The 14,919-nt window shown below is 62.5% G+C and carries 13 protein-coding genes and 1 tRNA gene; 7 read left to right on the plus strand and 7 right to left on the minus strand.

Annotated elements, in window-relative coordinates; genetic code table 11:
- The first annotated feature begins 69 nt into the window (after positions 1–69).
- Positions 70–1,668: a cisplatin damage response ATP-dependent DNA ligase gene (locus NKI96_RS16725; protein ID WP_023692612.1), complete on the plus strand. Its 1,599-nt coding sequence runs from the start codon at positions 70–72 to the stop codon at positions 1,666–1,668.
- A 7-nt stretch (positions 1,669–1,675) separates the two neighbouring features.
- Here NKI96_RS16725 and NKI96_RS16730 read toward each other — a convergent pair whose 3' ends face one another.
- Both NKI96_RS16730 and NKI96_RS16735 read right to left on the minus strand, forming a co-directional pair.
- Entirely contained in the window at positions 1,676–2,935 is a 1,260-nt protein-coding gene (locus NKI96_RS16730) for a hypothetical protein (protein WP_023692613.1), read from the minus strand.
- 57 nt (positions 2,936–2,992) lie between these two features.
- Entirely contained in the window at positions 2,993–3,214 is a 222-nt protein-coding gene (locus NKI96_RS16735; protein WP_155927300.1) for a hypothetical protein, read from the minus strand.
- Positions 3,215–3,286: 72 nt separating this feature from the next.
- On the opposite strand from NKI96_RS16735, the gene NKI96_RS16740 reads away from it, so the two are divergent.
- The 6 genes from NKI96_RS16740 (at position 3,287) to NKI96_RS16765 (ending at position 9,172) form a co-directional block, all read left to right on the plus strand.
- Positions 3,287–3,362, plus strand: a tRNA-Thr gene (locus NKI96_RS16740).
- 492 nt (positions 3,363–3,854) lie between these two features.
- Positions 3,855–4,043, plus strand: a complete 189-nt coding sequence (locus NKI96_RS16745) for a hypothetical protein (RefSeq protein WP_352805244.1) — start codon at positions 3,855–3,857, stop codon at positions 4,041–4,043.
- Positions 4,043–5,224, plus strand: coding sequence for an acyltransferase family protein (locus NKI96_RS16750; RefSeq protein ID WP_352805247.1), 1,182 nt, complete (start codon positions 4,043–4,045; stop codon positions 5,222–5,224). The genes NKI96_RS16745 and NKI96_RS16750 overlap by 1 nt, the downstream gene beginning before the upstream one ends.
- Positions 5,221–6,333, plus strand: coding sequence for a glycosyltransferase family 2 protein (locus NKI96_RS16755; RefSeq protein WP_352805250.1), 1,113 nt, complete (start codon positions 5,221–5,223; stop codon positions 6,331–6,333). Before NKI96_RS16750 ends, NKI96_RS16755 begins: the two co-directional genes overlap by 4 nt.
- Positions 6,330–7,376: a glycosyltransferase family 2 protein gene (locus tag NKI96_RS16760; protein ID WP_023708196.1), complete on the plus strand. Its 1,047-nt coding sequence runs from the start codon at positions 6,330–6,332 to the stop codon at positions 7,374–7,376. Before NKI96_RS16755 ends, NKI96_RS16760 begins: the two co-directional genes overlap by 4 nt.
- Positions 7,376–9,172 carry an ABC transporter ATP-binding protein gene (locus NKI96_RS16765; RefSeq protein WP_352805252.1) on the plus strand — a complete coding sequence of 599 codons (1,797 nt, stop codon included), beginning with the start codon at positions 7,376–7,378 and terminating at the stop codon, positions 9,170–9,172. Before NKI96_RS16760 ends, NKI96_RS16765 begins: the two co-directional genes overlap by 1 nt.
- Before the next feature lie 123 nt (positions 9,173–9,295).
- Here NKI96_RS16765 and NKI96_RS16770 read toward each other — a convergent pair whose 3' ends face one another.
- From NKI96_RS16770 to NKI96_RS16790, 5 genes are read right to left on the minus strand one after another with little or no spacing between them, the layout of a single operon-like run.
- Complete coding sequence (locus NKI96_RS16770; protein WP_023688780.1) at positions 9,296–10,126, minus strand: dipeptide ABC transporter ATP-binding protein; 831 nt, start codon at positions 10,124–10,126, stop codon at positions 9,296–9,298.
- Complete coding sequence (locus tag NKI96_RS16775; protein WP_352805253.1) at positions 10,126–10,971, minus strand: ABC transporter ATP-binding protein; 846 nt, start codon at positions 10,969–10,971, stop codon at positions 10,126–10,128. Before NKI96_RS16775 ends, NKI96_RS16770 begins: the two co-directional genes overlap by 1 nt.
- On the minus strand, positions 10,971–11,855 hold the full coding sequence (locus NKI96_RS16780) for an ABC transporter permease subunit (RefSeq protein WP_352805268.1): 885 nt from the start codon (positions 11,853–11,855) through the stop codon (positions 10,971–10,973). The genes NKI96_RS16775 and NKI96_RS16780 overlap by 1 nt, the downstream gene beginning before the upstream one ends.
- 26 nt (positions 11,856–11,881) lie before the next feature.
- On the minus strand, positions 11,882–12,889 hold the full coding sequence (locus NKI96_RS16785; RefSeq protein WP_352805255.1) for an ABC transporter permease subunit: 1,008 nt from the start codon (positions 12,887–12,889) through the stop codon (positions 11,882–11,884).
- Positions 12,890–12,936: 47 nt separating this feature from the next.
- A complete protein-coding gene (locus NKI96_RS16790; RefSeq protein ID WP_023669491.1) occupies positions 12,937–14,535 on the minus strand; it encodes an ABC transporter substrate-binding protein in 1,599 nt (532 codons plus the stop codon).
- Between the last annotated feature and the right edge of the window lie 384 nt (positions 14,536–14,919).

A 14,919-nucleotide genomic window follows, 5' to 3' on the forward strand; every position in this document is an offset into this window, starting at 1 on the left:
GATGTCCAGCAGGACAGAGGGGGGTGCGCCAGAACGCAAACCTCTGCCGTCAACGCGGTCCTTGCATCCATGAACCGCTTTGCCGAACTCCTCGACCGCTTGGTGCTGACGCCGTCGCGCAATGGCAAGCTGACGCTGCTCGTCGATTATTTCCGTAGCGTCGAGGACCCCGACCGCGGGCTGGCGCTGGCGGCTATCACCGGCGACCTCAACATTGCGGCGGTCAAGCCGGCGATGCTGCGCACGCTGGTCACCGAGCGCATGGATCCGGTGCTGTTCGGCTATTCCTACGACTATGTCGGCGACCTCGCTGAAACCGTGTCGCTGGTCTGGCCGCAAACGCCGGGACATATCCCCAACCGGGAGCCGACGCTTGGCGACGTCGTGGCGAAGCTGCAGGCGGCGAGCCGCTCGGACGGACCCAAGGTGCTGGCCGGGCTGCTCGACAGCGCCGGCATTTCAGCGCGCTTTGCCATCATCAAGCTGGTCACCGGCGGCTTGCGCATCGGCGTTTCGGCGCGGCTGGCCAAACAGGCGCTGGCCGATTTCGGCAAGGTCGATGTCGCCGAGATCGAGGAGCTGTGGCACGGGCTGACGCCGCCCTATATCTCGCTGTTCGCGTGGCTGGAAGGCAAGGCCGAGAAGCCGAAGCGGACCGCACTTGCCCTGTTCAGTCCGGTGATGCTGTCGAACCCGGTCGGCGACGGCGACCTCGAAAAGCTCGATCCGGCCGACTATGCCGCGGAATGGAAATGGGACGGCATCCGCGTTCAGGCGGTGTGCGAGGGCGGCGTGCGCCGGCTCTATTCGCGCACCGGCGACGATGTGTCCGGCGCATTCCCCGATCTCGCCCAGGCAATGGATTTTTCCGCCGCGCTCGATGGTGAATTGCTGGTCGGCGAGCCGGTGGCGACCGGCACCTTTTCGGACCTGCAACAGCGGCTCAATCGCAAGAGCGTGGCCCCGAAGATACAGCAGCAATACCCGGCGTTCATGCGCTGCTACGATGCGCTGCAGATCAACGGCGAAGATTTGCGCGCGCTACCTTTCCGCGAGCGGCGGGCCCGTCTTGAGGCCTTCATCACAACGCTGGACCCGCACCGTTTCGATCTGTCGCCATTCGTCGAATTCCCGGATTGGCAAACGCTGGAGGAACTGCGCCGCGCGCCGCCGCACCCGATCATCGAAGGCGTGATGCTGAAGCGCTGGGATTCGCCCTATCTCGCGGGACGGCCGAAAGGCCCGTGGTTCAAGTGGAAGCGCGATCCGCACACGGTCGATGCTGTGCTGATGTATGCGCAGCGCGGCCATGGCAAGCGGTCAAGCTTTTATTCCGACTATACGTTCGGCGTCTGGTCGGGGCCGGAAGGCGCAGAGGAACTGGTGCCGGTCGGCAAGGCCTATTTCGGCTTCACCGACGAGGAGCTGAAGCAGATCGACAAATTTGTCCGCGACAACACGGTCGAGCGTTTCGGCCCGGTGCGCTCGGTGCGCGCCGACCGCAGCCAAGGCCTGGTGCTGGAGGTGGCGTTCGAAGGTCTCAACCGTTCGACTCGCCACAAATCCGGCGTTGCGATGCGATTTCCGCGCATCTCACGGCTGCGCTGGGACAAGCCGACCGCCGAAGCCGACCGCATCGAGACGCTGCAGGCGCTGCTGGATCGCTAGGCAGCGCTCACGGTTCGATCGAGACGCGGATCTCGTAGATGTCGACCGCCTTGCCCTGCTTGTCGAAGTCGGAGTTGATGGCGATGCTGCCGGCGGCGCCCGGGGGCTTGTCGGGGAATTTCACGTCGAACAGATATTCGTTACGCTGCTGGCCGACCGCATAGCGCTTGCGGCCGCAATCGCCGAGATCGCCGAAATTGCAGTCGACGGAGATCTGCGTGTTCTTGCCGTCCTCGGCGCGGGCGACGATGTCGAACACGGCATGTTTGCCGGCAAGCTTCTCCAGCACGCCCTGCCCGACATCGAAGCTGATGGCCGAGCCGGAAGCACCGGAGCGGATGCGCAGGAAGGAGCCGGTGTCGTCCTGCACGACATCGGCCTTGGCGTCGGACGGGGTCGCCACATGCGTTGGATCGGTGGGTGTAAACACGTTGATCCAGTCGCGCGTCTGTTCGGCGACACCAGGCTGCTGCGGCGCGCCAGGCTGCTGCGGCTCAGTTGTACCGGCAGGCGGCGTGAAGTCGTCATCGTCGACGGTCGGCGGCGCTTCGGGCGGCGCCGTGTCGAGCTGCGCCGGCGTCTTGAACACCCCGGTCTGCACGGCGAAATAGAGGCCGATGCCGGCGGCGGCGAGCAACGTCACGCCAAAGAAGATCGCCGTCAGCGGCAGGCGGCGGCCCCTTATCCGCCTTTCATCGCGGTCAGGCGCCACTTCCGCCGCGGCCTCGGCCGGCGCGGAATCGGCCATATCGATCGCCGGGGCGCCGGGCAGCGTGGCGTCAGGCATGATGTCGGGGACGACCGGCAGCACGCGCGAACGCGGCGCGTCGGATGCCTCGGGCTGAACCGGTCCATCAACGACGATCGCCGGCGACGGTCCGGCCGCGACACCTGTCGGGGCATCGACCGCGGGCGCTTCGGCGGCGCCCTGTACGGCGTCTTGCGGCTGCGCAACGCGTTGCGTCAGCGCGGTATCTTGTGTCTGCGCAGCGCTCTGCGTCTGCGCAGCGCTCTGCGTCGGCGCAGCGCTCTGCGTCTGCGCGGCGACATCGGGGACCGCGGGCAGGAATTCGGATTCGATCTCGGCGATCTTTTCCTGCACCGCCTTACGGCGCTTGATGGCGGCTTCCACCGTCACGCCGGGATTGGCCTGGAGCACGCGGTCGAGCGCCGCGAAAGCCGACCGATAGACCCGCTCGCGAAATGCCCGGTCCTCGGCGTTGCCTTTCTCGAAGGCGTTGCGGATCGCTTTTTCGATCGCGTCCAAGCGAATTCCCCTGTCCGTTCGCTTACATTGCCATGATCGTTAGCCGCAGGCGACCAATCAATCAACGGGCGAGCGCCCGCATTCTGCCTTACAGGCCTGTTCAACGCCCATTTCGATGCCTTTTAGCAATAAAATCAGTCCGTTTGCCGCCTTGCCGGGCGATTTGCGCGCAGTCCGGCGCGACGTCTCCGCGTAATCGAAAAAGCAAACGAGGCGATGGCTTATTCCGCGCCAATGGAAAATGACGGAACGAATTGCCGGATCCAGCCTTGAAATCACGGTTGCCCATCTTGAATTAGCGGCCGGTTGAGTCTATCACCCAGCCGATCCTGGAGGCTTCGCGCTTCCTGGGCCGCTTTAGCTCAGTTGGTAGAGCACATCATTCGTAATGATGGGGTCAGGTGTTCGAGTCACCTAAGCGGCACCAGTTCTCCATCCGACGCAAGCGTGACGGCAGGTGCAAGGCTAATGCACGTCACTCCCTACGCCAACACCGGCACTTCCCGTCTGCCTCGTCGACATGCGCCATATGGCCGCCGCCACAGGATTGCGTCGTCAGACGCTTGACCATCGACTATGCTGCATCGCGCAAGATCGACAACCTAGAGAACCCGACACTACAAGCATAATTTATAAGATACAAAACCACTACCTTAGAATAATCTTCGTCAATTTTGACCTATATCAGACACTCCGGATTATAGTTGTGTAATTAAACCGGGTCTTTTCTGACATGGTACCACTTCTCGTACAGCATTGCGGACGTGAAAAACCCTCAGTGACGCAACGCACTCGCAAATCATACCCATTTTTAGCACTAACTCACACAAATATTACAGCTCGATAGATATTTTGTGTTGCACTGCACCATTGCCCGGTTGCACCATTTCTTGGGGGATTTGGTACTGGGAAGTGCGCCGTGGAGGATTCCGCCAAGTTGATCACCTTGAATTTTTCGCTGGCCAGCACCGATTTCGAGGCTGCCCCGCGCAAAAGGCGCGGGTTTGATGTTGTCGGCGCACTCTCGACGCTGGCAGGCCTCGACCTGAGGCCCGGAATGCAGGGCCGCTGGCTTCATCGGAGATTTCAGACCGGCGGAAATGGCTGATGGCGGTCGCGCGTGACAATCAGTTGGACGCTCTGCGCGCCATCGCTGTCACGATGGTTCTCTATTCCCATTTCCTTGCACCCAACGGGTCCTCCTTTTGGGGCCACATCGGGGTGCGGCTTTTTTTTGTGCTGAGCGGCTTCCTGATCACACGACTGCTGCTCGAAGCGCGCGCCGCGGCCGAATTCAAAGCCGGCCCTGCATTGAGTTCCTTCTACATCAGGCGCGCGCTGCGCATATTCCCGCCCTATTTCGCCGTGCTTGGGTTCGTCTGGCTGACCGATCTGGAGCAGTCCAGTGGATCGCTCGTCTGGCATGCGCTTTACCTGTCGAATTTTTGGTACGCGCTGCGCAACGAATGGACGCCCTGGCTACTCTGCCATTTCTGGAGCCTGAGCATCGAGGAGCAGTTCTATATCGCCTGGCCGCTGGTCGTGCTTCTCGCACCCCGCCGGCGGGTGGAAGCGATCACTATCGGCGTCATCCTGTTGTCGCTGGCCTATCGCTTCTACTGGCCGATCACCGCCACCCCGGCGCTAGCGCGCGACCTGCTGCCGCCAGCATCGATGGACGCGCTGGCGTTTGGTGCTTTGCTTGCCTGCCGGCGGACCAGAGGCGCCGGCCTGCCGCAATGGATGCGGCTAGGCTGGCCAGCCCTTGCGGCTGTCTTCCTGGCGATTGAGTGGCTTATCCCTGCGCCGGCCGATCCTATGCTGGAATGGGCCCGCTGGGCGTTACTGCAGATCCTGCCCCTAGTGCCGCTGGTGGCCGTTGTCGCCGCCTGTTCAGCCGGCCTTGGCGGCGTCCTCGGCAGGGTTTTCGAACTGCCACCGCTGCTGTCACTGGGCCGCATCAGCTACGGCGTCTATCTTTACCATCCGATCCTTCTTTCGCTCGCCGTCAAGTCACAGCCCTGGATCCCGCTCAATGTCTCGGAGCAGGGGCCAGGGCGTTTCCTGGTCGCGAGCGCCGCCACGATCGCCGTCGCTTCGATCTCGTGGACGGCTTTCGAAAAGCCGCTCAACGGCGTCAAGCGCCGCTTCCCCTATGTAGCGCGCCGCCGCTCCCAGGCACGCTCTGGCGATGCCGGCTGGCTCGGCAGGGCGGCGGACGCCTATCCCGGCGGATCCCCCGATGGCCGCGCCGCACTCGAACTCCGGCGAACGGATGCGCAGAGATGACCACCGCGCCGCTCGTCTCCGTCCTGCTGCCGGTCTACAATGCCGGGCCTTATCTCACCGCTGCGCTGGAGAGCATTCTGCGGCAAGACTACGATCGCCTGGAGGTCATCGCTATCGATGACGGATCGACTGACAACTCGCTCGAGATTCTCGAACGATACCGCCGGGCAGACAATCGCGTTTCTGTCATCTCGCGTGAGAACCGCGGCCTCGTCGCCACCCTCAATGAAGGGCTACGACTGGCCCAGGGCGAGCTTGTTGCGCGAATGGATGCGGACGATGTCGCCTATCCCCGGCGCCTCTCGCGCCAGGTCGCACTGTTCGAGCGGCGGCCCGATCTCGGCTTCTGCGGCGCCTGCGTCGATACCTTGCTTCACGGCCGTATCGCCAAAGGCAGGCTAGACCCGGTGTTCCGGCTCGGCCGGCTCGACATATTGTCGATGTTCTTTACGATATTCTTACATCCGACGGTGATCTACAACAGGAATGTCATTGGGAACAACGATCTCTATTACGATCCCAAATATAGACATGCCGAGGATTTTGATCTCTTCAGACGGCTTGCCGGCCGTTTCCCGGCGACCATATTGCCCGATAGCCTGCTCGTCTATCGCATCCATGCGGGAAGCGTGACCATGCGGCATGCCAAGGAAATGCGCAGGACGCATTTGCGGATCGTGGCCGAAAATCTCGAGCGTGAGGGGCTTGCGGAAACCACAGCGGATCTGCGCGACATCGGCGAGGCCGTCTCTTTCGACACGGTTTCGCGCGCAGCCGATTTCATCCGTGCGCTCGAAGAGCGGATTTCGGAGCTGCCGACCGACACACGGCCAAGCTTCGAGGCAGGCGCGCTGAACCTGTTCTATTTCCTCTACCAACTCGTCGGCGACGAAGGAGAACCGCCGCTGACCCACGAATTGCTCACGCGGACGGCGAGATGGAATTTCATCCGGCGCCGCGAACAATATGCGCTGCGTCCCGGCGTCTGGGCGCCTTGGCTCAGCCTGCTCTCGATAAGGGCCGGAAAGCGGGCGGACGCGGTGGCCTACTTCTTCAAAACCACGCCGGCCGAAGCGGTGCTTACGCGTTATCAGCGGGGACTGGTATGACCGACAGGCCCCACCCGCTCCTGCGCGATCACCAGTTTGCGAGTGCGGCTGTCCCGACATCTCCCCGATCGGAGCGGCCGTCGCTCGAGGTCAGTTTCATCGTCTGCACGCGCGACCGCGCCGCTGTGCTGGAGGCTTGCATAGCCTCGATCCAGGCCGCATGCCGGGTGCACGCCACCTTCGCGGCAGAGTTGGTGGTGGTCGATAATGGTTCACGGGACGGCACGTCAAAGCGGCTGGCCGCTATCGCCGAAACTTCCGACATCCCAGTCACAGCCGTCTCGGAGACTCGCCCCGGACTAGCCGCTGCCCGCAATGCCGGATTGGCGCGAGCGCGAGGCCGCGTGCTGGTCTTCGTCGACGACGACTGCAAGCTCGACCGCGACTATCTCCGCGACCTGGAGCGGCACTACCGAAGTGGCGAGAAGTGGCTGATCCGCGGCGGCCGGGTCGAGCTCGGTGATGCCCGGGACCTGCCCTTCACCATAAAGCTCTGCGAGGCAAGCGAGCGGCTGACCCCGGCGGTCCACCCCGGCGGCTTCGTGCTCGGCTGCAACATGACCATGCACCGCGACGTCGCGGCCCGCATCGGCTCGTTCGACGAACGCTTCGGCGCTGGCGGCCCGCTACGCTCGGCTGAAGATACTGATTATCTCGTGCGGGCGATGCTGCTCGGCATGCCGGTCGAGTACGTGCCCGACATGACGGTCTTGCATCATCACGGCCGGCGAGACCGCAAGTCGATCGACAGGCTGCACCGCGACTATAGCCTCGGTAATGGTGCGCTGTGCCTGAAACATGTCCGCCACGCCCCTTGGCTGCTTCGCCATGTCTATTGGTCTGCGCGGGCCGCGTTCAGGGAACTGGCGGGCCGTCCTCGCTTTGACCGCGACCTCGATCTGTCGCACTGGCCTATTGTCGTTATGAATCTGGCAGGTGCCGCCAGATTTGCGCTGCTCGTCATGATGGGATGGCCAAAACGGCTGCCGTTGCGCCACGACCGACAAGCCAGCGAAGCCAATGCGGAGGCCAGAGCGCGATAATGTCACTGATTCCGTCAGCCCTGCCAATGCTGCGCCGCGCGCTTGGTGGCAGGCTGTTGCGGCTCGTTCCCGTCGTGGTGGGGCTCGGGCTTGCGGGCGCCGCGCTGGAAGGCCTCGGCATCGGTCTCATCATTCCGCTGCTTGGCATCATTATGGGACGTGGCGAAACATCAGGCATGGCCGGTTTCTCCGCCCTCCTCCAGCAGGTTGGAGCGGACCTCGGCGAGCGCCAGCGGCTGATCGCCATTTCGGCCGCGATCCTCGGTTCGATCGTACTGAAAAATGTCTTTGCCTTCGCCAACACGCTGCTGACCAGCTACATCTACGGCAAGGCAGGTTATTCGATCCGTAGCGCACTGTCGGAGCAGTTGCTCAGGGTCGGCTACCCCTTTTTCCTGCAGCAAAGCCCCGGGCGGCTGCTCAACATCATCTCCAACGAATCCTGGCGAGCATCCGACGCTATCCAGGCCCTGCTCGGCGCGATCGTCAGTGCCTCGGCCGCCGTCATCCTGCTCGCCTTCCTCCTGCTCCTCTCTTGGCAGATGACGCTGCTGGTGACGCTAGGGCTGGCGCTCGTCCAGCTGGCGCACGGGGTTTTGTCGTCCAATCTGAAGGCGCCGAGCCGCAGCGTCGTCTCGCGCAACAGCGCACTGGCGTCGCAGATGCTGCATCTGGTGCATGCCGGGCGCCTAATTCGCATCTTCGGGCAGGAGAACCGCGAAAAGGGGGTCTTCGCCAAAGCGTCCGACGGGGTGCGGCGGGCGGCTTTCGTGCTTTCAATCCGCCAGGGCGTCTTGCCGCCACTGACCGAGGTGTTGCACGCGATGCTGTTCCTGGCGGTGGTGATCGGAGCCTGGCTGGCGAATGTAAGCTTCCCGCTGACCGTCGCCTTCCTCATCCTGCTCTACCGACTGCAGCCGCATATGCGCGCCTTGCAGATGTCCTGGAGTCAGTTGCAAGGCATGAGCGGCTCGCTGGAGGAGGTACAATGGCTGCTCGATCCTTCCGACAAGCCCGAGGCGCCGCAGGGCAGCCTGCCGTTCGACGGCTTGCGCCAAGGGATCAGCTTCGATGATGTGAGCTTCGCCTATTCCGGTCCCCTGTCAGACCCCGACGCGCGCGAGGCGGTGCTGCATAAGGCGGTGTTCGACATCCGCAGCGGCCGCTCGACGGCGCTGATCGGCCGCTCGGGCGCCGGCAAGACAACGATCGTCAATCTCCTGTGCCGCTTCGTCAAACCCGACAGCGGCAGGATCCTCGTCGATGGGGCACCGCTCGATGAAGTCGACCCAAGCCAGTGGCGGCGGAACATTGCCCTGGCCAGTCAGGAGCTGGAACTGGTCGATGGCACCATTTTTGAAAACATTATCTACGGCTACGACACGGCGTCGGCCAGCGACGCCATGCGCGCCGCAAGGCTGGCCGAGGCACATCAATTCATCGAGCACCTGCCGCAGGGCTACGCGACGCTGGTCGGATACCGGGGCATCAACCTGTCAGCCGGACAAAGGCAAAGGATCGCCCTGGCGCGGGCGCTGGTGCGCGATCCCGATATTCTCATCCTCGACGAAGCCACCAGTGCGGTGGATGGGTTGTCAGAAGCCGCTATTGTCGAGACGCTGAAGTCGCGGGCCGGCCGCCGCACCACCATTGTCATCAGTCATCATTACAGCACCATATCGTTCTGCGACGACGTGGTGATCTTGAGCCGCGGTCGGGTGAAAAAACAGGCCCCCTTCGCAACCCTGGCAATGCTCAGCATGGACGAGCTTTACCAGCACGGAGCGGGTGAGTGATGGGGCGCACCCCGACCTGCGACGCGGCTTGCGCCCGGCAGCTCGCAGATTGCGATCAATCCTGCCGGCAAACCACCGCCGCGACGCATTTCCGATTGTTCAAAAACAATTCTCGGTGGGAGGTCAGGCGGCCTTCTTCTTCGCCAGCCGCGCCTTGATCGAGGCGACGTCGGCGCGCGGCGTCGCGGCGAACAGCGTCCTGGTGTAGTTGTGCTTGGGGTCGGCGAAGACCTCCTCGCGCGAGCCGTATTCGACGGCTTCGCCGAAATACATCACCATCACATCGTCGGCGATGTAGCGCACGACCGACAGATCGTGGCTGATGAAGACATAGGTCAGCTGGAATTCGTCCTGCAGGTCGGCGAGCAGGTTGAGCACCTGCGCCTGCACCGAAAGATCGAGCGCGGAGACCGGTTCGTCAAGCACCAGCAGGCTCGGGTTCAGCATCAGCGCGCGGGCAATGGCGATGCGCTGGCGCTGGCCGCCCGAGAACATGTGAGGATAGCGATTGTAGTGCTCGGTACCGAGGCCGACTTTCTTCAGCATCCTCATGGCGAGGTCGCGCCGCTCTTCGGCCGGCTTGTCGGTGTTGATGAGCAGCGGCTCGCCCAGCACATCTCCGATCTTTTGGCGCGGATTGAGCGATCCGTAAGGGTTCTGGAAGACGATCTGCACCTTGCGGCGCATCTCCCTGGTCAGGCCGTTCCTTGCGATGTCGACCTTGTTGCCGTCGATGAACAGCTCGCCCGACGTTGCCGGATCGATCAGCGTGATGATGCGCGCCAGCGTTGACTTGCCGCAGCCCGATTCACCGACGATGGCCAGCGTCTTGCCCTTGTCGACGCTGAACGAGACGCCCTTGACCGCATGCACGGTGCGCGCGCCGCGAAACAGGCCGCCGCCGACGTGATAGTCGCGCACGATGTCCTTGCCTTCGACGACCTTGATGCCCATCAGACGCTCCCGGCAGCCGGTTCGAACAGCATGTCCGAGACGGTCGGCAGCCGGTCGCCGACGGCATTTTCCGGCAGTGCCGACAAAAGCGCGCGGGTGTAATTGCTCTTCGGCGATTCAAACAGCGACAGCACGTCGGCCTCTTCCATCTTGCGCCCCTTGTACTGGACGATGACGCGGTCGGCGGTCTCGGCCACGACGCCCATATTGTGGGTAATCATGATCAGGCCCATGCCGTATTTGACCTGCAGCGAGACCAGCAGGTCGAGGATCTGCTTCTGGATGGTGACGTCGAGCGCGGTCGTCGGCTCGTCGGCGATCAGAAGCTTCGGATTGCAGGCGATGGCGATGGCGATCATCACGCGCTGGCACTGGCCGCCTGACATCTGGTGCGGAAACGAGTTCAGCCGTTCGCCCGGCTCGGCAATGCCGACCTGCGTCAGCAATTCGATGGCGCGCTCGCGACGCTGGGTCTTGTCCATGCCCATATGGAAGCGCAGCACCTCCTCGATCTGGAAGCCGACGGTGAAGCACGGATTGAGACTGGCCATCGGCTCCTGGAAGATCATCGACATGTCCTTGCCGACGATCTTGCGCCGGTCGGCCGGGCTCATCTTCAGGAGATCGCGGCCGTTGAAGCTCATCTCGTCGGCAGTGACCGTCGCCGTCCACGGCAACAGCCCCATCACAGCCAACATCGACACCGACTTGCCGGAGCCGGATTCGCCGACGATGGCCAGCACTTCACGTTCGTTCACATGGAGCGAGACGCCATCGACCGCGCGGAACGGGCCGGATGCGGTCTGGAACTCGACGACGAGATTGCGGATGTCGAGCAGCGCCATTACGACCTCCTCAGCTTCGGATCGAGCGCATCGCGCAGACCGTCGCCGATCAGGTTGATGGCAAGCACGGTGATGAGGATGGCCAGACCGGGGAAGGTCACCACCCACCAGGCGCGCAGGATGAATTCACGCGCCGAGGCGAGCATGGTTCCCCATTCCGGTGTCGGCGGCTGGGCGCCAAGGCCGAGAAAGCCGAGAGCGGCCGCCTCCAGGATGGCGTTGGAGAAGGACAGCGTGCCCTGGACGATCAGCGGCGCCAGGCAGTTGGGCAGGATGGTGCGCAGCATAAGCCTTATATGGCCGGCGCCGGCGACCTTGGCGGCGACCACATATTCGCGGCTCTTTTCGGCCATGACGGCAGCGCGCACCAGACGGGCAAAGTGGGGTTGCAGGACAAGCGCGATGGCCAGCATGGCGTTGAACAGGCCGGGGCCGAGGATGGTGACCAGAACCAGCGCCAAGAGCAGCGACGGGAAGGACAGGATCAGATCCATGACCCGCATGATCGCCACGTCGACCCAGCCCCGGAAATAGCCGGCCAAAAGGCCGAGCGTGATGCCGCCGACAAGCGCCAGCGTGACCACGACGGCGCCGATGAGCAGCGAGAAACGCGCGCCATAGAGCAGGCGCGAGAGCATGTCGCGGCCGACCGCGTCGGTGCCAAGCAGATATTCCATGCTGCCGCCTGCCTGCCAGGCCGGCGGACGCAAGAAAGCGGTCTTGTCCTGGATGTCGGGCGCATAGGGCGCGAGCAGCGGTGCAAAGAGCGCGGCCAGCACCAAAACGATGAAGACGAACAGGCCGATGACGGCGCCGCGGTTTCCCGAGAAATAGTGCCAGAAAGTCCTGAAGCCGGTCAGTCGGTCAGGGTTGCCGGCGGCCATCGGGGCGATTTCGGTCGACTGGCTCATCACGCCGCCCTGATGCGCGGGTTGATGACGGCATAAAGCACGTCGACGATCAGGTTCACCGCCATGACGATAAGGGCGATCAGCAGCAAGCCTGACTGCACGACGACATAGTCGCGCTTGGATATGGATTCGACCATCCACTTGCCGATGCCCGGCCAGGCGAAGATGGTTTCTGTGAGAATGGCGCCGGCGAGCAGGGTACTGACCTGCAGGCCGATGGTGGTGGCCACCGGGATCAGCGCATTGCGCAGCGCATGCACGCCGATGACGCGGGACGACGACAGGCCCTTGGCGCGGGCGGTCCGCACATAGTCTTCGCCCAGCACTTCGAGCATGGCCGAGCGCGTCTGGCGCGCGATCACCGCCAGCGGGATGGTGCCGAGCACAATTGTCGGCAGCACCAGGTGACTCAATGCCGAGCGGAAAGCATCCCACTTGCCGTAGAGCAGGCTGTCGAGGGTCAGGAAGCCGGTGATCGGCTTGATAAAGAACTGAAGGCCGATGCGGCCTGAAACCGGGGTCCAGCCGAGATAGCCGGAGAAAAAGATGATCAGCAGCAGGCCCCACCAGAAGATCGGCATGGAATAGCCGACGAGGGCGGTGCCCATAAGCCCCTGGTCGAACCAGGAGCCGCGTTTGACCGCAGCAATGATGCCGGCCGGGATGGCCAGCACCATGGCGAAGATCATGGCGAAGACTGAGAGCTCGATGGTTGCCGGGAAGAGCGTCATGAAATCTTCGATGACCGGCCGCTTGGACGAAATCGACACGCCGAAATTACCGGTCGCGGCATCGCGGACATAATGCGCGTATTGCTGCCAGATCGGCAAATTGTAGCCGAACTGTTCCTTCAGTTCCGCGTAACGCTCGGGCGACACGCCATGCTCGCCGGCCATGGCAAGAATGGGATCGCCGGGCAGCAGCCTGACGAAAGCGAAGGCGCAGATGGTGATGCCGATCAGCGTCGGCAGCACCAAGACGATTTTGTTTAGGAGATATCGGAGCATCTTGAAAAGCGGGCGGCGCCTGATTGCGCGCCGCCCGCCTAACAGTTCTATTCGGCCTTGTCGACGCCGTCGAAGCGATGAATGCCGAGCGGGTCCATCATGAAGCCGCTGACATTCTTGCGCACGACTGCGTAGACTTGGCTGTGTGCCATGAGGAAGGCCGGAGCCTGCTTCTGGAAGACAACCTGCGCCTCTTCATAGAGCTTGGTGCGTTCGGCCTGGTCGCTGGTCTTCTTGGCCTTCTGGATCAGATCCTCGAAGTCCTTGTCGCACCAGCTGGAGTAGTTCGACACGCCGATGGCCGAGCAGGCGAACAGCGTGGCGAAGAAATTGTCCGGATCGCCATTGTCACCGGTCCAGCCGATCTGGAAGGCGCCCGGGCGCTCCTTCTTCTTGCCTTCTTCGCGGTACTTCGTCCACTCGTAGCTGACGATCTCCGCCTTGACGCCGACCTTGGCCCAGTCAGCCTGGATCAGTTCCGCGGCGCGCTGGAAGTTCGGGTTGTAGGGACGGACGCGGTCGGAGGCCCAAAGCTGGATCTCCTTCAATCCGGCATCGGCCAGCACCTTCTTGGCTGCTTCCGGATCATAGGCGTCGGACTTCACGTCCTTGTTCCACGACCACATGGTCGGCGGGATCAGGTTTACGGCCGGCGTGGCGCCGGCGTCCTGGAACAGCGACTTGATGAGCGATTCCCGATCGATCGCCTGGTTGAGCGCATGGCGCACTTCAGGCTTGTCGAGCGGCGGGATGGTGGTGTTGTAGCTCATATAGCCGATGTTGAGGCCAGCCTGATCCATCAGGGTCACGTCGGCGTTGGCCTTGATCGTGCCGATGTCGGCAGGATTCGGATAGGGCGCGATATCGCATTCGCCGGCGAGCACCTTCTGGATGCGGGCGGTGGCGTCAGGCGTGATCGCGAAGACGAGATCGTCGATCTTTTCCTTGCCCTTAAAGTAGTCCGGGTTGGCCGCATAGCGGATGACCGAATCCAGCTGGTAGTCGACGAACTGGAACGGACCTGTACCGACCGGCTTGGTCGAGAAGTCGGCCATCTTGCCGTCTTTTTCCAGCTGGTCGGCATATTCCTTCGACACGATCGAGGCGAAGTCCATGCCGAGATTGGCCAGCATCGGCGCGTTCGGCTCGGTCAGCGTCAGCTTCACGGTCAGGTCATCGACCTTTTCCCACTTGGCGACGTATTTCGGCATGTCCATGCCGGTGTAGTAGTCCCAGGTCAGGTTCGGCAGGTACTTCTCGCCGTTCCAGGGGTTTTCCTTGTTGAACTGGCGATCGAACGAAAAGACGACGTCGTCGGCATTGAAATCACGCGTCGGCTTGAAGAAATCCGTCGTCTGGAACTTCACGCCCGGATGCAGGTGGAAAGTATAGACCAGACCGTCGTCCGAAATCTCCCATTTGTCGGCGAGACCGGGCACAACTTCGGTGCCGCCATGCTTGAACTCGACCAGGCGCGAATAGACGGTGCGCGACGAGGCGTCGAAGTCGTTGCCGCCCGTCGTGGTACCCGGGTCGAAGTTGGCCGGCGAGGCCTCCGAGCAATAGACCAGCGTCTTGGCATTGGCCACACCGCCGAGGACGCTTGCAGCCAGCAACGCGGCTGCAAAAGTCAGTTTCTTTTTCATTGAGCACTCCCTGATGTTCTTCCAAGCCCCTCTATAGGCTCGCGAAGCGCGCATATAAGCACCGTTTTTCCGGCTTTGGAACACCCTGTTTGCCTACCCCACCGTAAGCAGAAAATATTTCTCGGTCTTTGACGAACTGCAGAAACAAATAGCAAAATCTGCTAATCACGGGATTGTTAACGACCGCATTTTTTCATTGATCGCAGCAATCGTAAGCCAAAAATCCACAAGCCTGGGTTTCGCCACCGAGATGACAGGACGGCATTGCCGAGCCGGCGTCGCGGGAAGGATTTCGACGGCAAATCTTTGCCGTCCTGCCGCTGGGGCAAGACTTGCACGGCCGCCGATAGTCGCAATAGATAGATGACACGCTGGATTTTCCGG

Origin of the sequence: Mesorhizobium sp. M0292, from assembly GCF_040321695.1 — a bacterium.
GTDB lineage: Bacteria > Pseudomonadota > Alphaproteobacteria > Rhizobiales > Rhizobiaceae > Mesorhizobium.